An 18664-nucleotide genomic window follows, 5' to 3' on the forward strand; every position below is an offset into this window, starting at 1 on the left:
GCTACCGTACAGCGATGACGGATGCCGCACCGCCTCTTCTCTTCCTCGATGTCGACGGACCGCTCATCCCGTTCGGGGCGACACGCCATCAGTTCCCGAACGGGTACCCGACCTATCGGACGGCCGGCGGGCCGCCGGGAGCCGACCGCAATCCGCTGCTGGACCGGATCGATCCGGCCCACGGCCCCCGGCTGCGGGCCCTGCGGTGCGAACTGGTCTGGGCCACCACCTGGCTCTCCTCGGCGAACGAGGTCGTCGCACCGCGGCTCGGCCTGCCGCCGCTGCCCGTGCTGGACCTGCCGGACCGGACGGCGGAGCAGGAGGCCGCGGACGAACGGGCCGGGATCCACTGGAAGACCCGCGCCCTGCTCGACCGGGCGGCCGGACGCCCGTTCGCCTGGGTCGACGACGAGATCACCACCGCCGACCGGTCCTGGGTCGCGGCACACCACCCGGGCCCGGCCCTGCTCCACCGCGTCGACCCCCGAACCGGCCTCACCGACGCCGACTTCGCCGCCCTCCACACCTGGCGCACCACCCTGCCGGACCACGGCGGTGGGCGGGGGCCGGGCGGTCAGGCGTAGTCGGCCACCGGCTGCACGAGCCCGGCCCCACCCCGGTGGGGCCCCCGGAGGTAGCCCTCCGGAGGCGTGGGAAGGGCCTGCACACAGACGTCGCGGCCAGCGGCACGAACACCTCGCGCCCGTCGGCGGCCGCCTCCTCGATCAGGTCCAGCAGGTGCGACCAGGCCGGCGCCGAGGTGTCCTGCCGCTCGCCGTGAAAGCCCACCCGCCGCCGGCTGCTCACCTCGTACTGGTCGAAGCAGGTGCAGACGTCCCGGGACAGCGCGCTGCCGGCCGGGGCCGGGTCTGGTTCGTTCGCCATGCCGCACACGATACGGAGACCGGACCGGGAGGCCACCTCCACCCGTCGACAGGCGCCCACCGGAGCGAGGTCCAGGGGGGCCCGCTGGTCAGACCGTCAGCTCCCCGATCAGTCGGCGGTAGGTGTCGAAGGCGGGCTTGGGGGTGTAGTCGTCCCGCAGGAGGCCGAAGCGGTCGAACAGGCCGGTGCCCGCGCTGTCGGCGTCGCGCAGGTCGAAGAAGGAGTACCCGGTGAGGTTGAGCTCCTCGCGGAGTCCGGCCACCGCGCGGATCACGGTCTCGACGACCTCGGCCTGGCGCTGCTCGGTGCGGTCCGGTCCGGTGGGCCAGCCGTTCTCGCAGATCCGGATGGGCACCTCGCGGCCGATGCCGGCCTTCGGGAGGCTGGTGTCGCGGAAGGCGGTGACCACCGCGGCCACCGCGCCGGGCAGTCGGTCCGCCGGCTGGGGGTGGAAGACGTCGGGGAAGAAGTCCAGGCCGACGTAGTCCAGGGAACGGTGGAAGCGGTCGTCGGCCAGCGCGCCGAGGTCCGGCCAGAAGGTGTCGGCGGGGTCGAAGGTCGGCACCGCGTTGAAGCCGACGGCGATGTCGTGGCCGCAGGCCCGGGCCTCCTCCTTGGCCGCGATGACGCCCTGGACCAGGGCCCGGCGCACGTTCGGCATGCTGCCGTCGAGGGCCGGGAGGTCCAGGTTGGGCTCCTCGCAGAGTTGGAGCGTCGCCAGGTGCGGGCCGTCGGTCCGCACGGCGGCCCGGACGAAGTCCAGCCAGCCGTCGAGTTCGTCGCCCGGCTCGCGGAACGTGAGCACCAGGTCGAGCCTGCGGCCTTCGCCGAGGTAGCGCACGGGGTCGGCCGGGGTGGCGCGGGTGTCCGGGCCGTCGCCTGCCGGGTAGGGGCGGTAGGCGCGGACCAGCAGGGCCGGGGCATCGCCCTGGAGCCGACGCAGCGCGGCGGTGATCCCCTCCGGCCGGTCGGGGCTGACGGGGTGCACGATGCCGGTGTCGCTGCCCAGGGCGGCGCCCGGGTAGATCCCGAAGGTGAAGGTCATGGATCCCACCCTAGACGAAATTTTTGGTGTCACACCAATTTTGCTGCGACCCTATGATTCAGGCCATGGGACTCCGTGAGCTCAAGAAGCAGCAGACCCGGGCCACCCTCGCCGACACGGCGACCGGGCTCTTCCTCCAGCGCGGCTTCGACCAGGTCACCGTGGCCGAGGTCGCCCGGGCCGCCGGGGTGTCCGTGAACACGGTCTTCAACTACTTCCCCACCAAGGAGGACCTGTTCTTCGACCGGCAGAGCGAGGTGGAGGAGCAGCTCGCCGAGCTCGTCCGCACCCGGCCGACGGGCCGCTCCGCGGCCGGCGCCGTCCGCGACGGGCTGCTGGCGGCGCTCGAACGCGACGAGCCGACCCTCGGGCTGAACGACCAGGCGAAGCCGTTCTGGCAGGTGGTCGCCGACAGCCCCGCCCTCCAGGCCCGCGGCCGCGAGATCGCCGAACGCTCCGAGGCCGCGCTCGCGGCGGCCCTCGCCGAGGAGACCGGGGCCGCCCCGGAGGACCCGCTGCCCCGACTGCTCGCCGGGGCCATCGCCGGGGCCTACCGGGCGACCACCCACGAGATCCACCGCCGGGTGGTCGCGGGCGAGCCGGCGGAGGAGATCAGGCGCTCCGTCCTCCTCGCCACCCGGCAGGCCTTCGACCTGCTGCAGTCAGGACTCGACGGCTATCCGCCCCCCGCTGACCCGCGCCCGGGCCTCGGCCCGGGCGCCGCATGACGTCCACGATGCGGCGCCCGGCCCGGGCGGAGGTCGGGGTGCGCCCCCGCCCCGGGCCGGCTTCAGACCGAGGCTGCGGCGATGCAGAACTCGTTGCCCTCCGGGTCGGCCATCACGACGTGATGCCCGTCGAACACCTCCAGGACGGCCCCGCCCGCCTTCACCAGCCGCTCGGACTCCGCCTTGATCCGCGCCCACCGCTCATCGGGACCACCGTGCCCCGGCACCCGGACGTCGATATGAAGCCGGTTCTTCGCCGTCTTCGGTTCGGACACCGTGAGGATGGAGAGTCGGGGGCCGACGCCGTCGGGATCGCAGAGCCACGCCCCGCCGTCCGCGGAGTCGTCCTCCGGCAGGTCGAACTGCGCGAGCCACTCCTCGCGCGTCTTGAAGGGCGCAGGCGGCGGCTCGTCGATGTAGCCCAGTGCCGTCTTCCAGAAATCGGCGAGGAGCCGTGCGTTCGCGCAATCCAGGGTCAGATCGATTTTGGCTGCCATGACGGGACGGTACTGCCGACCTCTGACAGCCACCGACCGTCACCACGGCTCGCGATCCACCGGGTGCGCTCGGACGGCGCAAATGATCCGCCGACAGTGCTCACGGGGTTGAGGAACCTCCTCCCGGGCCGATGGTCACGCCCCCGACAGGAGGTCGCGGAGCAGGGCCACGGTGTCGGCGTCGAGTTCGCGGCCGGTGCGGCGGCTGAGGGCGTCGAGGCGGTTGACGGCCCGCAGCAGCTGGTCGCGGGCGCCGGCCGAGGCGTAGGCGTAGAAGAGGTCGCGGTGCAGGAGTTCGACGTCCGGGGCGACGGCGAGGCCGCGGAAGACGGCGGCCTCGGCGCTGCGGTGGTCGCCGTACTGGAGTCGGCGGGCGGCGAGTTCGTGGGCGGTGTCGACGATCGCGGCGATCATGTCCTGCCGCTCGGCCTCGGCCCAGCCGTACGCGGCGGGCGGCGCCTCCGCGAACGGTGCTCCCCGGACCAGGGCGAGGGCGTGGGCGAGGGCCGCGTCGGCGGTGGCGCTGGTGCTGCGCATGCCGCGGCGGTAGAGGCCGCGGAACTCGTCCCAGTCGCAGGTCACGGTCGGGGCGAAGGAGTAGCCCTCGGCGGTGTCGGTGGGCAGGAAGGCCCGGCCCTCGGGTGAGGTGCCGAACCAGGCTGCCAGGTCGCCGAGTTTGCCGGGCAGCGGGCTGGTGGCGTCGGCGGCGGTGGGGTGCGGGTCGAGGTGGGCCGCGCCGGGGTGCAGGTCGTGGTCCAGCGCGGTGTGGTCTGCGCCCGGGCGCAGCGCCAGGTAGGCGGCGAGCTCGGTGAGCCGGGGAAGCGCGGCGGGTTCGGCCGTGCCGCCGGCTCCGACCACGTCGACCGGGCCGAGCAGTCGGATGCGGGGGGCGGTGCGGACGGCGTGCGCCTCCGGGGAGCGGAGGATCGCGAGCAGGTCGTCGCAGTCGGTGCGGCCGGAGGTGGTGCGGGCCACCGGGGCGGCGGCCGGGCCGGGCTCGGGCTCGGCGGCCGGCTCCGGGCGGGCGGGGATCCGCGGGTCGGCACCGGTGGGCGCGGGCGCCGCATCGTGCGTCGGCGCGGGCTCCGGTACCGCAACCGGCACCGGCTCGACGGCGGGCGCCGGCTCGGTCGGGGCCGCCGGCGGGAGGGGCTGGACGGGGACGACCACCTCGGCGCCCGTGGGCAGCCGCAGGTTCTGGGTGGTCTCGTCCAGGTCGGCCTCCGGCTCCTCCTCCGGCCGAGTCTGCGGCTGCGGCTGCGGCTGCGGCTCGGCCTGCACCAGGGGGTGGCTCGCGTGCCGGCCGAGGCCGTTGACGAGGTAGCGGCCGGGCCCCGGCATGGCCGGCGCGGCCGGGTCGGTGCCCGCGAACGGGCTGACGCCGGTGCCGATCACCCGGGCCAACAGCCGCGGACCGGCCGCCTCCGCGCCGTCCGGGCCGTCTGCGGGGCGCTCCCCCGGGGCGCCGACGGCGGCCAGCACCGGGACGGGCGCGGGGAGTTCGGCCGGTTCGAGGTCGATGCCGGGGCCGTCCAGGGTCCAGGCGGGGGCCGGGTGCTGGGTGGTGTCGTCGGCGGCCCGGAGCAGCTCGGTGACCTGCTCGTACTGCGAGCCGGTCAGGCGCTGCAGCTTCAGGGTGAGGTGCAGGCCGGGGATGGTGGCCGGGCCGGTGCTGGGCAGGGTCCAGCGGGCGACCGGACCGGTGCCGCGCTCGGGCGCGCGGGTGATCACGGCGACGCAGGTCCGGGGGCGGGCGTCGAGCAGCCGGCCGAGCTCGGCGGGGATGTCGCCGCCCGGCTGGTGGGCGCAGAGCACGATCTCCGGGACCCAGGACTCGTCGGCCTCGCCCCGGCTGCGTGCGTCCCGCGGGCTGGCGGCGTCGGCGGCGACCAGCGTGGCGCGGGCCTTGGCGGTGCGCGGGCCGAGGGCGGTGAGGGCGGCCTCCAGGGTGGTGTGGCGGTGGACCCGCTCGGCGGCGGGACCGCTGATCGGCAACTCCTCGGCGAGGTCGACCAGGTGCAGGTGCAGGCGGTCGGCGAGCGGGCTGTGGGCCAGCTCTATGGCCAGGGTGCGCATCACGTCGCGGGCGTCGTCGGGGTGCCCGGAGAGGTGGAGCAGCCGGACGGTCTCCAGGTCGGCCAGGACCACCGAGCCGTCGGGTGCCGAGCCGAGGGTGACCAGCGCCGGGTAGGGCGCGGCGGTCTTCCGGGCCTGGGCGGGCGAGAGCAGGTCGCCGGAGTCGGCGGCGCACCACCAGACGTTGGGGGCGTGGGCGGCGCGGAACGGCGCGATCGGCGCGGCCGGGCCGGAGAGGTGGAGCTCGATCGTGCGGCCGGGGGTCAGCCGGGCGGCAACGATGGCGGGCAGCCGCTTGCCGCCCCGGACGGTGTTGCGGGCCATCGTGCGCAGGGCGCGGTCGAGCAGGTCGAGGCCGCTGTCGTCCTGGCGGGCCTTGAGCTCGGCCTCGAAGGCGGCGGCCGGGGTGGCGGGCAGGGCGATGCGGTGGCGCGGGCGGCGGGCGCGCAGCTGGGTGCCGCGCTTGTGGGCGACGGTGCCGACCATCATCGCGGCGAGCAGGACGCCGACGGTGGAGGCGGCGAGGGCGACGGTGTAGTCGTCGCTCGGGGCGTCCTGCGCGTGCGCGGCCGGGGCCGGCGCGTGGGCGGCGGGGGCCTGGGTGGCGGGCGCGGGGGCCTTCGTGGCGGGCGCCGGGGTGGCGGGTGCCGGGGTGGCCGGTGGCGCAGGCGCCTGGCCGACCGGCGGCTCGGGAGCAGGTACCGGCTCCGGAGCGGGAGCAGGCGCAGGCGTCGGCGCAGGCGCAGGCGCGGCCGCCCCCGGCAGCGTCAGCACCATCCCCGGGACCACCACATCCGGATCGGTGAGCGTCTCCCCGTCCGGCGCCGCGGCGCCCCGGTTCGCCTCGAAGAGCTGCGGCCACGCCTCGGCGTCCCCCAACTCCCGCTGGGCGATGGCCGACAGGCTGTCACCGGCGCCGACCGTCACGGTCGTGTGCCCGCCGGCGGAAGTCCCCGACTGGGGGACCGGTGCGGGCGCCGGGGCGGGAGCCGGCGCCGCGTCCACCTTCGCGTCGCCCGGCATCAGCAGCTCCCAACCGGGCTGGATCGGCCGGTCCGCATCGAAGCGGACACCCGAACCGTCCATCACCCGGCCGTCGTTGAGCTTGGCGATCTCCACCCACCGCTCGCCCGAGCCGAGTTGGCGCTCGGCGATGGACCAGAGGCTGTCGGCCGGCCGGCTGTCCCGCACGGTGTACGCGGGCTGCTGGTCGGCGGCGGGCGCCACGGCGGGCGCGGCCTGCGCGGCGGGCAGCGCGGCCCGCTGCGCCCCGATCGTCAACTGGGCCGGGGCGGAGGCGGACTGGGCCCGGTCCGGGGCGGCCGCGAAGGCCGAACCGGCCACCGGCAGCAGCGCGATCACCGAACCGACCAGGCCCGCCGCGACCCGCTGGCTCCAGCCGAACGCCGGGATCCGGCGGGCGATCCGCCCGCGCAGCTGCGCCGGGATCTCCAGCAGCACGGAGGCCGCGAAGCACAGCCAGCCGAGCCAGCCGACCACCACCAGCAGCCAGAGGAACAGCCGCCCGTCGTCCGGGCTGGTCAGCAACTGCCCGAGGCCGTCGGGTGCGAGCTCGCCCATCGCGGCGACCGCCCGGGTGCCGTACAGCAGCAGTGCGGGGACGCCGGCCAGCAGGCCGAGCAGGGTGACCAGTGCCGCGAGCGCGGTGATCACCGAGCCGCCCCGGCGGCCCCGGCGCGGCGGCAGCGGTGCCGACCGTCGGTCGGCTCCCGGGGAGGCGGGCGTGCCGTGCGCCGAACGTCGGGCGCGGGCTTGGTCCTTGGCGCGTGGCGCGGCCATCAGTCGGTCTCCGGTTTCTCGACTCCGTGGACGAGGGTGGCGCTGCCCTTGCCCTTCACCTTCCGCTTGCCGAGCTCGCCCAGCAGGACCGGCTTGTAGTCGGCCGTCACCGTGACGGTGACGACCGTGCCGTCCGGGGAGAACTGGACGTCGTCGACCGCCAGACCGTAGGCCCGTTCGTACTGGCCCAGGTAGCTGTTGACGGCGTCCTTGGCGTACTGCTCCTTGACCTTGTACCCCTCGCCCTGGAGCACGGCCGCCTCGTCGAGCTGCTGGCCGACCACCCGGGCGGCCTCCAGCGCGACGCCGTCGGTCCGCTCGGCCACCCGCAGGCGGCCGCCGGCGTCGACCACGAGGGCGATGACGAGGACCAGGAAGGCGGCACAGATCGCCACGAAGATCGCGATCGATCCCCGGTCCGACCGTCCGCGGCGCCCTCGGGAACGGCGGACGCCGCCGCCGGGCCCTGCAAGCCGTGCGCACCCCATCGCGCCCCCTCCCCTACCGCCGTCTCCCCCGGCTGCCCCGCCCGGGGCCGTTCCGTCGTCCGATCGGCGTCCCCCGACGCCCTCCGCTTGCGTCTCCCCCGCCCGGGCCGCCCCCAACCCCCGCCCCGGGCACCTCGTCACCGCCGGCCGCGCCACCCCGCCGTCACCGCCCCCGGTAACGGTCGACCACCGAGACGAACCGCCCGGTGAGGGTCTTCGTCACCGGCAGGTTCGGCCCGGCCACCAGGTCCGACAGCGAGACCGTGCAGCTGACCCGCACGGTGATGGTGGCCAGGTCGCCGGTCCCGGTGTGCAGCACCCCGTCCTCGGCCGCGACGTCCAACCTGCCACAGTCGACGCCCTGTTGGGCGAGGACCTCCCGGGCGGCCCGCTCCGCCACCGCGTCCGCGGCCGTCGCGTCCACGCTGCGGGCCAGCGAGACCGTCCGGGCCGAGGAGCGGGCGGCCGCCTCCACCGCGGAGGCCGTGGTCTGCACCCGGCCGGCCGCGATGGCGAGCAGGATCAGCGTGACGACGGCCGGAGCGACGATCGCCGCCTCGATCGCCACCCCGCCGCCGTCCCGCCCGCGGCCGGACCGCGTGAACCGGCCGGACCGCACCGACCGGACCGACCGCACCGCACGCGGCAGCCGGCCGGACCGCCGACGCGGCCCCGGCCCGTTCACGGCGCACCCGAAGACGGCACACCCGCAGGCGCCCCCGCCGACTTCGACGGACCCGGCCTCGGCGTCGACACGACCGGCGGCACGAACCGCTCCCGCGGCGCCTGCGCGGACTGCGTGATGGTGATGCCGGAGATGCCGGGGACCAGCATCGCCGACCGCACACTCACCGTGACCCGGATCAGCTCCGGCGTACTGCCGGCCGTGCCGACCTCGAAGTCCCGCCCGCCCTGCCGCCGGAGGAAGTCCTCGGCCTGCCCGACCGCCGCGGCGTTCTTGACCGCGTCACCGGCGTTCCCCTGCATCCGGCCCGCGTCCACGCCCTCGCGGGCGGCGGTGAGCGCGAGTTGGCGGCTGTACCACCACATCGAGCCCTGGACGACGAGCAGCACGAGCAGGAGCACGACCGGGAAGACGATGGCCAGGCTCAGGCTCATCGTCCCTCGGTCGCCACGGCGACGGGGTCGGTACGTCACGAGCCGCTCGCACCGCCCGCCGCGGCGCCACCGGCGGCGGCACCGCCCGCCGCGCCCGCACCCGGCAGGTTCGGATCCTGGTCGACCTTCTTCACGACCTTGTCCTTCAGCGTGTACAGCGCCACCGCCACGGCCCCGGCGACGAAGACCAGCGCGATGATGGCCAGGGCGAGTTCGATGCTGATCGCACCCCGGTCACCGCGGGCCCGGGCGGCCCGCAGGCGGCCCATCCGGAAGGTGAAGAGCAGCAGCGCGAACTGCACGGGCAGCAGGACAGGTCGAAGGAACCTGCCTGCCAGGTCTTTCAGGTGGACGGTCATCAGGACTCCCGGGAGATGGTGTGGTGACAGCTGCTCGCGACGTCCGCTGCCGGACTAGCCGTTGAGCATCTGGTGGAGCGCGGGGAAGACGATCAGGGCGGTCATCAGCAAGGTCAGGGCGGCCCCCGGCGCGACCATCCGCTCGCTGTCCGCGTTGGCCCGGGCCAGGTCCTCGGCCAGCAGCTCGCCGCGCAGGCCCTTGGCGCGGGCCCGCAGTGTGTCGTACACGGCCGCGCCGTCGGTGCCGGAGAGCCGCATGATGTCGGCGACGTCCTGCAGCGGGGTGAGGCCGAGCTCGGCGGCGAGCGCGTCCAGGCCGGCCCAGGGCGGCAGCCGGTCGGTGGCGGCGCGGTCCAGGGCGTCCCGGATCCGGCGGAACACCGTGCCGCGCCCGACCGAGGCGGCCCGGCGCAGCGCCTCGGCGGGCCCGCAGTCGGCGGCCCGCTCCAGCGCGACGAGTTCCAGGTAGGCGGCGATGCCGTGCAGGTACTCGGTCCTGGCCTCCTTGGCCTCACCGCGCACGATGGCGTCCGGGACGAACCAGAACAGCCCGGCCAGCAGCGGTCCGACCACCAGCGGCAGCGCGAACGGCAGTCCGACGTCCAGCAGCAGCGCCATCGCGGCCAGGTAGGCCGGCAGGACGAGGCCGATGACGGCGAACAGCAGCTTGTGCGCCATGAACCGGGCCGGGGTACGGCCGATCAGCGACAGTTCGCGCTGCGGGATGCGCACCCCGCGCAGGGCGAGGGAGCGCTCGCCGATCCGGTCGAACCAGCGCGGCCGCTCGTCCGGGTCGGGCTCCCGCTCGGCGGGCGTGCGGTGCAGCCGGTCCAGGGCCTGGCCCAGGTCGGGTGGCGCGGGCCGGAGTTCGGATATCAGCAGGGCGACGCCGCCGGCCGCGAGGGCGCCGGCCAGCACGGACCAGGGGGAGATCATCGGACCTCCCCGAGGCCGAGGAGGCGCTCGCCCTCGGCGGAGCCGTCGAGGCCCTCCCCGGGCGCGGACCGGCGGCCGGTGCGGCTGCGCCGGTCGGCCTCCAGCAGCCGGGGTACCGGCGGGTGCGAGGCGAGCCCGCGCATCCAGGCGATCACCGCGACGAACAGCGCGGCGACCACGGCGAGCACGACCTGCCCGAGCACCGTGCTGTACGGCCGGGTGTAGTCGGTGTTGAACGAGCCGATGACCACGACCAGCACGATGATGCCGACCAGCCAGCGGATGGTGGTGCGGTGCTTGGCCCGGTCGGCCTCGATGATGCGGCGCTGGCGGACCTCCTCGCGGACCGAGTCCGCCATGTCGGACAGGGCCCGGGCGAGGCCCGGCCCGCTGTCCCCGGAGCGCAGCAGCAGTGCGGCGAGCACCTTGTCGGCGGTGGCGTCGGCGAGGCTGTCGGCGAAGGCGCGCAGCGCCTCCTCGGGCCGCCAGCGGGCCTGCAGCCGGGCGGCCAGCTCGCCGATCTCCTCCTCCAGGGCCGCGGGGGCGGTGCGGCGGCTGGTGACGATGGCCTGGTTGAGGCCGACGCCGAGCAGCAGCACGTCCGCGATGCGCTGGGTCCACTCGGAGAGCGCCTCCAGCCGCTCGATCCGGTGGGTGTCCGGGCGGGTGGTGTCGAACAGCCAGGGCAGGCCGAAGACCCCGAGCGGCACCAGCAGCGCGGTGAGCGGGATCCCGGTGAACAGCCAGCCCAGCGGCGCGCCGACCAGGGTCAGCGGGAGCTGGACCCGGCGCAGCCGCACCACCCGGGCGGGGGCGGTGCCGGGCGCGCCGTACCAGAACACGTGGGCGCGGCCGGTCAGCGGGCTGCCGGTCCGGTCCTCGTCCTCGCCCGTGTCCTCGCTGCCGCGGGCCCAGGCCACCAGGGCGACCAGGCCGGTCGCCACCAGCAGCCCGCACAGGGCGTAGAGCAGCATCATCGCGCGCCACCGCCGATCCGCAGCTGGAGCGGCCCTGTCCAACTCCCGTACCGGGAGCCGAGCAGCGCGGCGTCGAAGCCGGCCCGGCGCAGGTCGTCCAGGCAGTTCGGCGGGGTGTGCGGGACGGCGCGCGGCTCGCCGATTTCGGGGCGCGGGCCGAAGACGGTGTTCAGCGCCGGCCGGCCGCTCTCGCCGAGGCCGGCCACCTCCAGGACGTGCGAGACGAAGCGGTGCCGGCGGCCGCCGACGGCGGTCTCGTCGACCATCGCCACGTGCACGATCAGGTCGACGGCGTTGGCGGTGAGCCGGTAGGCGAGGGCGTCGGTCATGTGCGAGCCGTACTCCAGGCAGAGTTCGGCGATCCGGTCGACCACCATGTGCGGGCCGCGGGCGTGCAGGGTGCACATCGAGCCGCCCTCGCCGTTGGTCATCACCCGCAGCATCGGGACGACCTCGCCGGAGCGGACCTCGCCGACGATGATCCGGGAGAGGGTCATCCGCAGTGCCGCGGGGATGAGGTCGCCGATGGTCAGCTCGCCCGCGATCCGGCCGTCGACGCGCTCGCCGTTGCCCTCCCGGGCCTCCATCGGGACGACCTGGCGCAGGTGGCCGAGGGTGTGCAGCCAGAGTTCGAACTCCGACTCCAGGGTGCCGATCCGCTCGTCCGGCGGGATCTCGGCGGCCATCGCGCGCAGCAGGCTGGTCTTGCCGACGCCCTGGGTGCCGGTGATCATCACGTTCTTCCTGGCCCGGATCGCCGCGGCCAGGAAGGCGGCCAGGGTGGAGTCCAGGGTGCCGAGTTGGACCATTTCGGGGAGGGTCGCCGAGGCCACCCGGTGGCGGCGGATCGCCACGTAGGGCCGCGGGGTGACCTCGGTGAGCGCCTGGAGGCGCATGCCGCCCTCCAGGCGCAGGGCGAGCGTCGGGCTGGCGGTGGAGAGGCTGCGCTCGCCGCCGCCGTGCTGGCGGGCCAGGTCCTGGAGCAGTTCGACGAGTTCGGCGTCGCTGTCGGCCACCGGCGGTACCTGGCGCAGGGGTTGGTGCACCCGGGAGACCCAGACGTCGTCGCAGCCGTTGATCAGGATGTTCTCGATCTCCGGGTCGTCCAGGTAGGGCTGGAGCCGCCCGGCGCGGAACAGCAGGTCGAAGACGGCCTCGGCGAGCGCGCGGTCCTGCTCGCGGGTGGGCGGGATCCCGTGGGTCTGCGCGTAGGCGTCCGACCAGCGGGCGACGGCCTCCTCGATCAGCGCCCGGCCGCGCTGGCGGCGGGTGGCGCGGTCCGGCTCGGCGCCGGACGCGGCGGTCAACCGGGTGATCTGCTGGTGCAGTTCGGCGGCGACCTGGCGCTTGAGCTCGCGCGCCACCTGCGGGTCGACGGCCGGCCGGGTGCCGGCGCCGCGCCGGTCGAGCGAGGGGAGCTGGGAGGGGACGGCGGTGGGGGTCGCGGAGCCGCCCTGGTAGGCGGGCGCGGCGGGCGCGACCGGGCCCGGGGTGACCGGCCCGGGCTGGACCGCCGGCGAACCGACCGGCTGGGACATCGGCTGGGCCGCGGTCCACGGCAGCCCGGCCGGGTCGGCCGCCGGGTGCTGATGCAGGGGGCTACCGCGCACGGAGCACCTCCCCGTAGGTGATGTGCGACTGCTGCGGATGGCCGTACTGCGGCACCCCGTCGGGGTCGGCCGGCGGGCCCGGCTGGACCTGGCCGGCCCCGGGAGCGACCCCGGGCGCGGTCGGCTGGACGTGCGCGGGGAACGGCGAGGGCGCGGCCGGTTGGACGTGCGCCGGGAACGGCGCGGCCTGCTGCACGTGCGCCGGGAAGGGCGCGGGGGCGGCCGGCTGCGGAGCCAGCCCGGCGAGCGGCGCCACCGGCCCGGTGGTGATCACCGGCGGGACAGGCTGCGGCGGCGCGTACGCGAACGGCTGCCCCTCGGGGGCCGCCGCGGGCGCGCCGAAGCCGGAGCCCGGGCCGGGCCCCCCGAAGCCGGGGCCGGGGCCGGGGCCCCCAAGGCCCGCCGTGCCCGGTTCCTGGACGCCGAAGCCCTGGCCGACCGACCCCGGGGCAACAGGAGTCGGAGCAACGGGCCCCGGAGCAACGGGAGCCGGAGCGATCGGCACCGGAGCGGGCGCGGCCGAGGGCGCCAGCCGCTGCCGCCGGCGCCGCACCAGCAGCTGGACCTCGTCCGCCGCCGACCGGGCGGTCCGCATCAGCTCCGAGCGGATGAACCGCCGGTCGGAGCTGTCCCCGCCGTCCGACAGCACTCGAGCCGTCCGCGCCGCGTGCGGCAGCAGCCCGAGCACCGGAAGCCCGAACTCCCGCGACACCTCGGCCGCCGAGTACGGCCCCTCGGCGATCAGCAGCAGCCCGAGCGCGTCCGCGCCGGTGCCCGCCGCCGCCAGGTCCTCGGTCAGCGCGGCCAGCCGGGGGCGGACCGCGCTCAGCCCGCGCAGGGTGGTCCGCACGGTCACCGCGACCACGTCCGCCCGGCGCGCCAGGACGGCGCTGACCCCGGTGGCGCCGGAGCGCCCGAGGTCCAGGACCACGTCGTAGCCCTGCTGCTCCAGCCCGTGCAGCACCTCCATCAGCGGCTCCCAGGTGTAGGCGAGCCCGGGGGCCTGGGTGGGGTCGGTCAGTCCGGGCAGCAGCAGCCGCTCGGCGTTCCCCTCGGGCGAGAGGTCGATCAGCTGCTCCCAGAGCGCCTGGGCGAGCAGCCCGCGCCGGTCGGCGACGGCGAGGTTGCGCAGCCCGTAGACCGCCTCGACCCGGCCCTCCAGCGCGCCGGCGAGCACCGCGCCGCCGTCCGGGTCGCATTCCACCAGCAGGATGCGGCGCCCGGGCTGCAGCGGCCAGGCCAGCAGCAGCGCCAGCGCCGTCGTGGTCGCGCCCGGTGCGCCCGGGCCCCCGACCACCGCGATGACAGCCATCTCAGGCCCCACCCACCCCGCTCGGCGACGCGGACCCGGCCGGAGCCGCCGCCCCGGAGGGCGCACCCGACGGTGCCGCCGCGCCGGAGGCCGCACCCGAGGCCGCACCCGAAGGCGCCGCCGAGGGGGCGGCGGCGGCCCGCGGCGCCAGCACCACCTGGATCCGCCCGCTGGCCACCCAGGCGGCCAGCCGGGCCGCGTCCGCGGCGGGCACCGCCACGTCCACCACCTGGCTGCCGTCGGTGTCCACCCGCCCGACCGCGGTGACCACGGCGCCCATCGACTCGGGCCGACCGGTGTCCGGCGTGAAGACCACGACGATCTGGACCCCGGGCAGCAGCCTGGTCGCCGGCAGCTGGGTGCGCTTGGCGGACACGCCCACCACCAGCTGGCCCGGCTGGACGGTCAGGCTCCTCGCCAGGTCGCCGGTCACCACCAGCGCCCCGCGCTTGAGGTCGGTGGTGGCCCGCATCCCGATCGCGCCGTCCCGGTCCGCGGCCGACAGCGGTTTGAGCACCGGGTCGCTGGCGATCCGCGCCACCACCAGGTCGGCGTCGGTGATCACCTGCCCGTACGGCACGTCCCGGGCCATCGCCAGCACCGCGACCCGCTGTCCGGTGCTGTTGTAGAGCACCGCCCCGCCGAGTCCGCCGGCGGCTATCAGGGCCACGGCCATCGCCAGCACCGCGGGCCGGCGCCGCCGTGCCCGCAGCGTCCGGCCGGGCGCGTGCGGCGCCCCGCGCCCGGGTTTCTGCTCGGGCACCGGTGCGGACGCGCCCGCGGATCCGGTCGTGCCGGACCCCGGCGTCGCAAACGTACGGTTCTCCACCGGGCTCCGGCCTTTCCACGTCGATCGGTTGGGTGCGGGCCGCGCTGCGTCCGGCCCTGCGGTTCGGCGGACGACTGCGCCCGCCCGTCGGTCAGTTGAGGACCTGCACCTCGGCCACTCGGACCTCCAGCGGGGTCGACAGGATCATCGGCAGCGGGTCGATCCGCTGGGTGCCGCCGGTCACGGTGACATCGGCCCGCCAGTACACCGTGACGCTCCCGGCGAAGCTGCCGCCCGGCACGGTGCCGGAGCCGGTGTCGAACCGGTGCGAGCAGTCCGGCGACTTGCGGGCGCCGTACGAGGGGTCGTACGGCGTCCCGGCGCTCGCGCAGGTCTCCTCGTGCCCGTCACCGAGGTCCCAGACCACCTTGAGCAGCTTGGGGGTGACCGTCACCGTGAGGGTGTTGCCCCGCACCGTGACCGGGGCGGGCACCGCCGGGCCCTTCGACTGGTCCAGCCAGAGCCAGACCGGTACGCCGACCACCGCCGCGCCCTTCGGCGCGATGCCGGGGACGGGGTCGGGGAAGTCGATCTTGTCCTTGGCCTCCTTGGCGAGCGCCACCGGGTCGTCCGGCGGCGGCCCGGCGGGGGCCTGGGCGAAGAACCTGGGCTCGGTCGTGCCCAACCCGTCCTCGGTGAACTTGCAGCTCACGTTGTAGACCGCGCCGTCGGACGGCTTGTGCCCCTCCCAGGCCGGATCCCCGGCCTCCGGCTGCGGGCTGAGGTACCGGTAGTAGCAGCCGGTCGCGTTGCTGAACCAGCCCGCCTCCGGGTCGTGGCAGGGCCAGTCCTTCCCGTTCCAGCTGCAGACCTGCGGGCCGCCGCCCCCGCCACCGCCGGTACCGCCGCCCCCGTTCGGCGGCGGTGCGGTCGCCGGATCCTTGACCTTGTCGCAGATCGACTTCACCTCGCAGTGGTTGACCGTCCCGCCGCCGGGCGTCGGTTCGTCCGCCATCGCGGGCACCGCCGCCGATAACAGCAGTCCGGCGACGAACAGTGAACGGATCAGGATTCGGGACTCGAATTTCAGCATGTCCGGCCCACCTCGCGCTTGAAGTCGTAGATCAGCCACCTGGCTTCGGACTTTCGCAGGGACGCCGTCGCGATGTAGCGCGACAGCCGTTGCACGGGATCCTTTGTCGCTTGCGTGCCGGCATCCGCCTGGTGCCAGCCCGTCACATCGAGGCAGTCCTCGACCACGGCGGTCTGCGGGTTCGCCTTCAGATCAAGGGTCTTCACCACGGGGGAATTGCGGGGCCCGCCGATCATCACCAGTTTGGCGGCATGCAGCCCCTGGAGGTCGACGAGCACCCCGCTGAGCGCCTGGCCGGAGGAGTAGGCCTCCAGGGCGGACCCGTCCGAGTCGACCCGGCCGAACGCCTCGACCTGGGCCTGCCACCAGTCCTGATACGTCCTCAGCGCCGACCTGGCGGCGGCCCCCTCGGGGCCGTCGGTCGGCGCGATCCCGACGTTTGAGGAACCACCCGAAGGTGTTACCGGAGTCATCACCGCAACACTGGGCGCAGCCGTCCCCAGACGATCGACGGAACCGGCGCCACCACTGCTCGCACAAGCGCTCAGCAGCATCGCCAAAACCACCCCGCCGACCCCAACCGCCCCAGGGCGCAACACATTTCCGCGCTGCCGCATCGCCCCACCTCGTCGCGACCGACCCCGTCCGTGGCCCGTGGTCGCCAGAAGAATTCCGCCGTCCCGCCAATGTTGCCGCGAGAGCATCGATTCTTCGCCAACCCGCCCCTTCACGGCAACACCTCGGGCCCCCTGACCTTACGCGGAAGGCGGATCCGTCGGGGCACTTTCCCGCCACAGAACGGCCAACAGTTCTTCGGAAAGCGACAATCCGGCCAATGCGCCCCGTACGGCGGCCCGATTGCGCATCAACAGGCGCCCGCCGTGCGGCGGAACGAGCAGGCGCGCGCCGGTCGGGCCGGGGCCGCCGGCCGCCGCCGGGTCGCCGCCGCCCAGCCGGGCGGCCACCGCGGGTTGCAGGTCGAGCGGCGCCACGGCGGCCGGGGCGCCCGGAATCCCCTGCTCCAGAACGGCGGTGAGGGCCCGGCTGAACGATCCGCCGCCACCGGGCAGCACGTCGTCCCGGCCGCGTCTACCGGGGGTGTAGCGGCCGACCCTCCCCCAGAGCGGGACTCGCGAGTACCCGAGCAGCTCCCCCGCGCCGTCCTCGCGTTCGAGCGCCGCCCAGGTGTCCCGGTCGGCGACGGCGTCGACCAGCAGCAGCGCCTCCTCCTGGTCGCCGTGGACCATCGCGCTGACCACCCAGTCCCAGGCGAGCCCCCGCCGGTAGGCGTTGTCGGCGGTACTGCCGCCGGTGACCAGCGCCAGCCGCCGCCCGCGCGGGTCGGCGACCAGCTGGCCGAGCAGGCAGACCACCAGCCACCGGCCGGGCCGGCGGGCCGCCTCGCGCACCTCGGTGAGCATGGTGTTGGCGTCGGCGGCCGGATCGACCACCGTGACCCGGCAGCCGGCCGAGCCCGCGTCGAAGCACATCCCGGGCAGCACGTCGGCCAGCAGCCGGGCGCCGTCCGCCGCCGCCGCCGAGCCGCCGAAGCCGCGGTCGGGCCCGCCGTCCGCCCCGACCACCACCAGATCGACCCCGCTGATCATCCGTACGCCCCCTTCCTACCGGCCCCGGCGCACCGGAACCGCCTGCCGCCCACACCGCGCGCCGCCACCGGGGCGCCCGCTCGGGACGCCCGGCCCGGACGCCCGGTACCCGCCGGACAAGCTACCGCCCCGGGCCGTCACCGGCCGGGCTCCGGCCAGGTCCGCGGCCGGTTCGCCCCGACCGGTCCGCCGGTGGCCGGCAGCCGGTGCGACGGCCTCCCGTCCCCCCGCTCAGGGACCATGGGCCCTATCGGCCCGCACCGGCGCGGGAGGACGATCGGACCCATGGACCGTGAAGAGCACGTGGAGACCCTGGGCGAGGCCGAGTGCCTGCGGCTGCTCAGCACCGTGCCCGTCGGGCGCGTGGTGTACACCGAACACGCACTGCCCGCCGTGCTGCCGGTCTCCTTCCAGGTCGCGGCGGACGGGCGGCTGCTGCTCGCGGTGCGCCGGGCCGGCACGACCGCGCGCTGCCTGGACGGCACGGTCGTCGCCTTCCAGGCCGACCTGCTGGACCCGGTCACCCGGACCGGGTGGAGCGTGCTGGTGCACGGCCGGGCGGACGTGGTGCGCGACGCGGACCAGTACCGGCGGGTGCTGCGCTCCGGGCTGCGGCCCTGGGTCGGCGACCCGGACCCGATGTTCGTCGCGCTGGTACCCGAGCTGGTCGGCGGCCGCCGGCTCCTCCCGCTCGGCCGCCGGGTGCAGCACTCCTGAACCCGCCGGGGCGCCCGGGACGCGACGGGGCCCCTGACAGGTGACCGGCGAGTAGGCATACTCTGCCGGAGTCCCGCAGTCCCCGCCCCCAGGAGCGCACCTTGACGACCTTCGCCTCCCTCGCCGACCTGACCGCCGCCGTCGGCACCGAGCTCGGCACCAGCGCGTGGCACACCGTCGACCAGGCCAGGATCGACCTGTTCGCCGAGGCCACCGGGGACCACCAGTGGATCCACGTCGACCCGGAGCGGGCGAAGGAGAGCCGGTTCGGCTCGACCATCGCGCACGGCTATCTGACGCTGTCGATGATCCCGGTGCTGGCGAAGGAGTGCTACACCGTCGAGGGCGTGCGGATGGCGCTGAACTACGGCTCGGAGAAGGTGCGCTTCCCCGCGCCCGTCCCGGTCGGCACGGCGATCCGGGCGACGGCCGAGCTGCTCTCCGCCACCGACGTCCCCGGCGGCGTCCAGGCGGTCGTCCGGTTCACCATCACCAGCGCGGAGAGCGCCAAGCCCCACTGCGTCGCCGAGGCGATCACCCGCTTCTACGCCTGAGCCCACCTTCCACGCCTGGGCCCACCTTCCACGCCTGAGCCCTCCGGACCTGGTGACAGGCCCCGCCGTACGCCGAACGGCCCGCGCAGGGC

The 18664-nt window shown here is 75.6% G+C and carries 19 protein-coding genes; 4 read left to right on the forward strand and 15 right to left on the reverse strand.

The window, feature by feature from the left end:
- The first annotated feature begins 14 nt into the window (after nt 1-14).
- Nucleotides 15-584 (forward strand): HAD domain-containing protein, encoded by a 570-nt coding sequence (locus ACIGZJ_RS04290; protein WP_396455854.1) that lies wholly within the window; start codon nt 15-17, stop codon nt 582-584.
- Between the two features lie 389 nt (nt 585-973).
- On the opposite strand, the gene ACIGZJ_RS04295 is transcribed toward ACIGZJ_RS04290, so the two are convergent.
- Entirely contained in the window at nt 974-1930 is a 957-nt protein-coding gene (locus tag ACIGZJ_RS04295) for a hypothetical protein (RefSeq protein WP_396455855.1), read from the reverse strand.
- A gap of 65 nt (nt 1931-1995) precedes the next feature.
- Here ACIGZJ_RS04295 and ACIGZJ_RS04300 point away from each other — a divergent pair, with 65 nt between their 5' ends.
- Nucleotides 1996-2658, forward strand: coding sequence for a TetR/AcrR family transcriptional regulator (locus ACIGZJ_RS04300; RefSeq protein ID WP_396455856.1), 663 nt, complete (start codon nt 1996-1998; stop codon nt 2656-2658).
- 62 nt (nt 2659-2720) lie between these two features.
- Here the strand turns inward: ACIGZJ_RS04300 and ACIGZJ_RS04305 are convergent, their stop codons facing one another.
- The 14 genes from ACIGZJ_RS04305 to ACIGZJ_RS04370 all read right to left on the reverse strand — a co-directional run bounded on the left by ACIGZJ_RS04305 (nt 2721) and on the right by ACIGZJ_RS04370 (nt 17301).
- The gene (locus ACIGZJ_RS04305; protein WP_396455857.1) at nt 2721-3155 is read right to left on the reverse strand and encodes a VOC family protein; all 435 of its coding nucleotides are present in this window, start codon (nt 3153-3155) and stop codon (nt 2721-2723) included.
- Nucleotides 3156-3290: 135 nt separating this feature from the next.
- Entirely contained in the window at nt 3291-7031 is a 3741-nt protein-coding gene (locus tag ACIGZJ_RS04310; RefSeq protein WP_396455858.1) for a BTAD domain-containing putative transcriptional regulator, read from the reverse strand.
- On the reverse strand, nt 7031-7426 hold the full coding sequence (locus ACIGZJ_RS04315; RefSeq protein ID WP_396455859.1) for a hypothetical protein: 396 nt from the start codon (nt 7424-7426) through the stop codon (nt 7031-7033). The genes ACIGZJ_RS04310 and ACIGZJ_RS04315 overlap by 1 nt, the downstream gene beginning before the upstream one ends.
- Before the next feature lie 256 nt (nt 7427-7682).
- Nucleotides 7683-8087: a TadE family protein gene (locus ACIGZJ_RS04320; RefSeq protein ID WP_396455860.1), complete on the reverse strand. Its 405-nt coding sequence runs from the start codon at nt 8085-8087 to the stop codon at nt 7683-7685.
- A 113-nt stretch (nt 8088-8200) separates the two neighbouring features.
- Nucleotides 8201-8638 (reverse strand): TadE/TadG family type IV pilus assembly protein, encoded by a 438-nt coding sequence (locus tag ACIGZJ_RS04325; protein ID WP_396455861.1) that lies wholly within the window; start codon nt 8636-8638, stop codon nt 8201-8203.
- Between the two features lie 35 nt (nt 8639-8673).
- Nucleotides 8674-8997: a hypothetical protein gene (locus ACIGZJ_RS04330; protein ID WP_387946017.1), complete on the reverse strand. Its 324-nt coding sequence runs from the start codon at nt 8995-8997 to the stop codon at nt 8674-8676.
- Between the two features lie 54 nt (nt 8998-9051).
- A complete protein-coding gene (locus ACIGZJ_RS04335; RefSeq protein WP_396455862.1) occupies nt 9052-9933 on the reverse strand; it encodes a hypothetical protein in 882 nt (293 codons plus the stop codon).
- Nucleotides 9930-10910 carry a type II secretion system F family protein gene (locus ACIGZJ_RS04340; RefSeq protein WP_396455863.1) on the reverse strand — a complete coding sequence of 327 codons (981 nt, stop codon included), beginning with the start codon at nt 10908-10910 and terminating at the stop codon, nt 9930-9932. The genes ACIGZJ_RS04335 and ACIGZJ_RS04340 overlap by 4 nt, the downstream gene beginning before the upstream one ends.
- A complete protein-coding gene (locus ACIGZJ_RS04345) occupies nt 10907-12520 on the reverse strand; it encodes a CpaF family protein (RefSeq protein WP_396455864.1) in 1614 nt (537 codons plus the stop codon). Before ACIGZJ_RS04345 ends, ACIGZJ_RS04340 begins: the two co-directional genes overlap by 4 nt.
- Complete coding sequence (locus ACIGZJ_RS04350) at nt 12510-13832, reverse strand: hypothetical protein (RefSeq protein ID WP_396455865.1); 1323 nt, start codon at nt 13830-13832, stop codon at nt 12510-12512. Before ACIGZJ_RS04350 ends, ACIGZJ_RS04345 begins: the two co-directional genes overlap by 11 nt.
- Before the next feature lies 1 nt (nt 13833).
- Entirely contained in the window at nt 13834-14595 is a 762-nt protein-coding gene (locus ACIGZJ_RS04355; protein WP_396455866.1) for an SAF domain-containing protein, read from the reverse strand.
- Between the two features lie 157 nt (nt 14596-14752).
- The gene (locus ACIGZJ_RS04360) at nt 14753-15694 is read right to left on the reverse strand and encodes a hypothetical protein (RefSeq protein ID WP_396455867.1); all 942 of its coding nucleotides are present in this window, start codon (nt 15692-15694) and stop codon (nt 14753-14755) included.
- Entirely contained in the window at nt 15688-16248 is a 561-nt protein-coding gene (locus tag ACIGZJ_RS04365; RefSeq protein WP_396455868.1) for a hypothetical protein, read from the reverse strand. The genes ACIGZJ_RS04360 and ACIGZJ_RS04365 overlap by 7 nt, the downstream gene beginning before the upstream one ends.
- Nucleotides 16249-16449: 201 nt before the next feature.
- Complete coding sequence (locus tag ACIGZJ_RS04370) at nt 16450-17301, reverse strand: hypothetical protein (RefSeq protein ID WP_396455869.1); 852 nt, start codon at nt 17299-17301, stop codon at nt 16450-16452.
- Nucleotides 17302-17586: 285 nt separating this feature from the next.
- Here ACIGZJ_RS04370 and ACIGZJ_RS04375 point away from each other — a divergent pair, with 285 nt between their 5' ends.
- Together ACIGZJ_RS04375 and ACIGZJ_RS04380 are read left to right on the forward strand one after the other, a co-directional pair.
- Nucleotides 17587-18018, forward strand: a complete 432-nt coding sequence (locus tag ACIGZJ_RS04375; RefSeq protein WP_396455870.1) for a pyridoxamine 5'-phosphate oxidase family protein — start codon at nt 17587-17589, stop codon at nt 18016-18018.
- A gap of 101 nt (nt 18019-18119) precedes the next feature.
- On the forward strand, nt 18120-18572 hold the full coding sequence (locus tag ACIGZJ_RS04380; protein ID WP_396455871.1) for a MaoC family dehydratase: 453 nt from the start codon (nt 18120-18122) through the stop codon (nt 18570-18572).
- Nucleotides 18573-18664 lie beyond the last annotated feature (92 nt).

It is taken from the genome of Kitasatospora sp. NPDC052868, assembly GCF_044547105.1.
Taxonomy (GTDB): domain Bacteria; phylum Actinomycetota; class Actinomycetes; order Streptomycetales; family Streptomycetaceae; genus Kitasatospora.

What these genes read in the sequence shown, in the direction of transcription:
- ACIGZJ_RS04290 (WP_396455854.1), top strand. Translation starts at nt 15, where the DNA reads ATGACGGATGCCGCACCGCCTCTTCTCTTCCTCGATGTCGACGGACCG.
- ACIGZJ_RS04295 (WP_396455855.1), bottom strand. Translation starts at nt 1,930, where the DNA reads ATGACCTTCACCTTCGGGATCTACCCGGGCGCCGCCCTGGGCAGCGAC.
- ACIGZJ_RS04300 (WP_396455856.1), top strand. Translation starts at nt 1,996, where the DNA reads ATGGGACTCCGTGAGCTCAAGAAGCAGCAGACCCGGGCCACCCTCGCC.
- ACIGZJ_RS04305 (WP_396455857.1), bottom strand. Translation starts at nt 3,155, where the DNA reads ATGGCAGCCAAAATCGATCTGACCCTGGATTGCGCGAACGCACGGCTC.
- ACIGZJ_RS04310 (WP_396455858.1), bottom strand. Translation starts at nt 7,031, where the DNA reads ATGGCCGCGCCACGCGCCAAGGACCAAGCCCGCGCCCGACGTTCGGCG.
- ACIGZJ_RS04325 (WP_396455861.1), bottom strand. Translation starts at nt 8,638, where the DNA reads ATGAGCCTGAGCCTGGCCATCGTCTTCCCGGTCGTGCTCCTGCTCGTG.
- ACIGZJ_RS04330 (WP_387946017.1), bottom strand. Translation starts at nt 8,997, where the DNA reads ATGACCGTCCACCTGAAAGACCTGGCAGGCAGGTTCCTTCGACCTGTC.
- ACIGZJ_RS04335 (WP_396455862.1), bottom strand. Translation starts at nt 9,933, where the DNA reads ATGATCTCCCCCTGGTCCGTGCTGGCCGGCGCCCTCGCGGCCGGCGGC.
- ACIGZJ_RS04340 (WP_396455863.1), bottom strand. Translation starts at nt 10,910, where the DNA reads ATGATGCTGCTCTACGCCCTGTGCGGGCTGCTGGTGGCGACCGGCCTG.
- ACIGZJ_RS04350 (WP_396455865.1), bottom strand. Translation starts at nt 13,832, where the DNA reads ATGGCTGTCATCGCGGTGGTCGGGGGCCCGGGCGCACCGGGCGCGACC.
- ACIGZJ_RS04360 (WP_396455867.1), bottom strand. Translation starts at nt 15,694, where the DNA reads ATGCTGAAATTCGAGTCCCGAATCCTGATCCGTTCACTGTTCGTCGCC.
- ACIGZJ_RS04365 (WP_396455868.1), bottom strand. Translation starts at nt 16,248, where the DNA reads ATGCTGCTGAGCGCTTGTGCGAGCAGTGGTGGCGCCGGTTCCGTCGAT.
- ACIGZJ_RS04370 (WP_396455869.1), bottom strand. Translation starts at nt 17,301, where the DNA reads ATGATCAGCGGGGTCGATCTGGTGGTGGTCGGGGCGGACGGCGGGCCC.
- ACIGZJ_RS04375 (WP_396455870.1), top strand. Translation starts at nt 17,587, where the DNA reads ATGGACCGTGAAGAGCACGTGGAGACCCTGGGCGAGGCCGAGTGCCTG.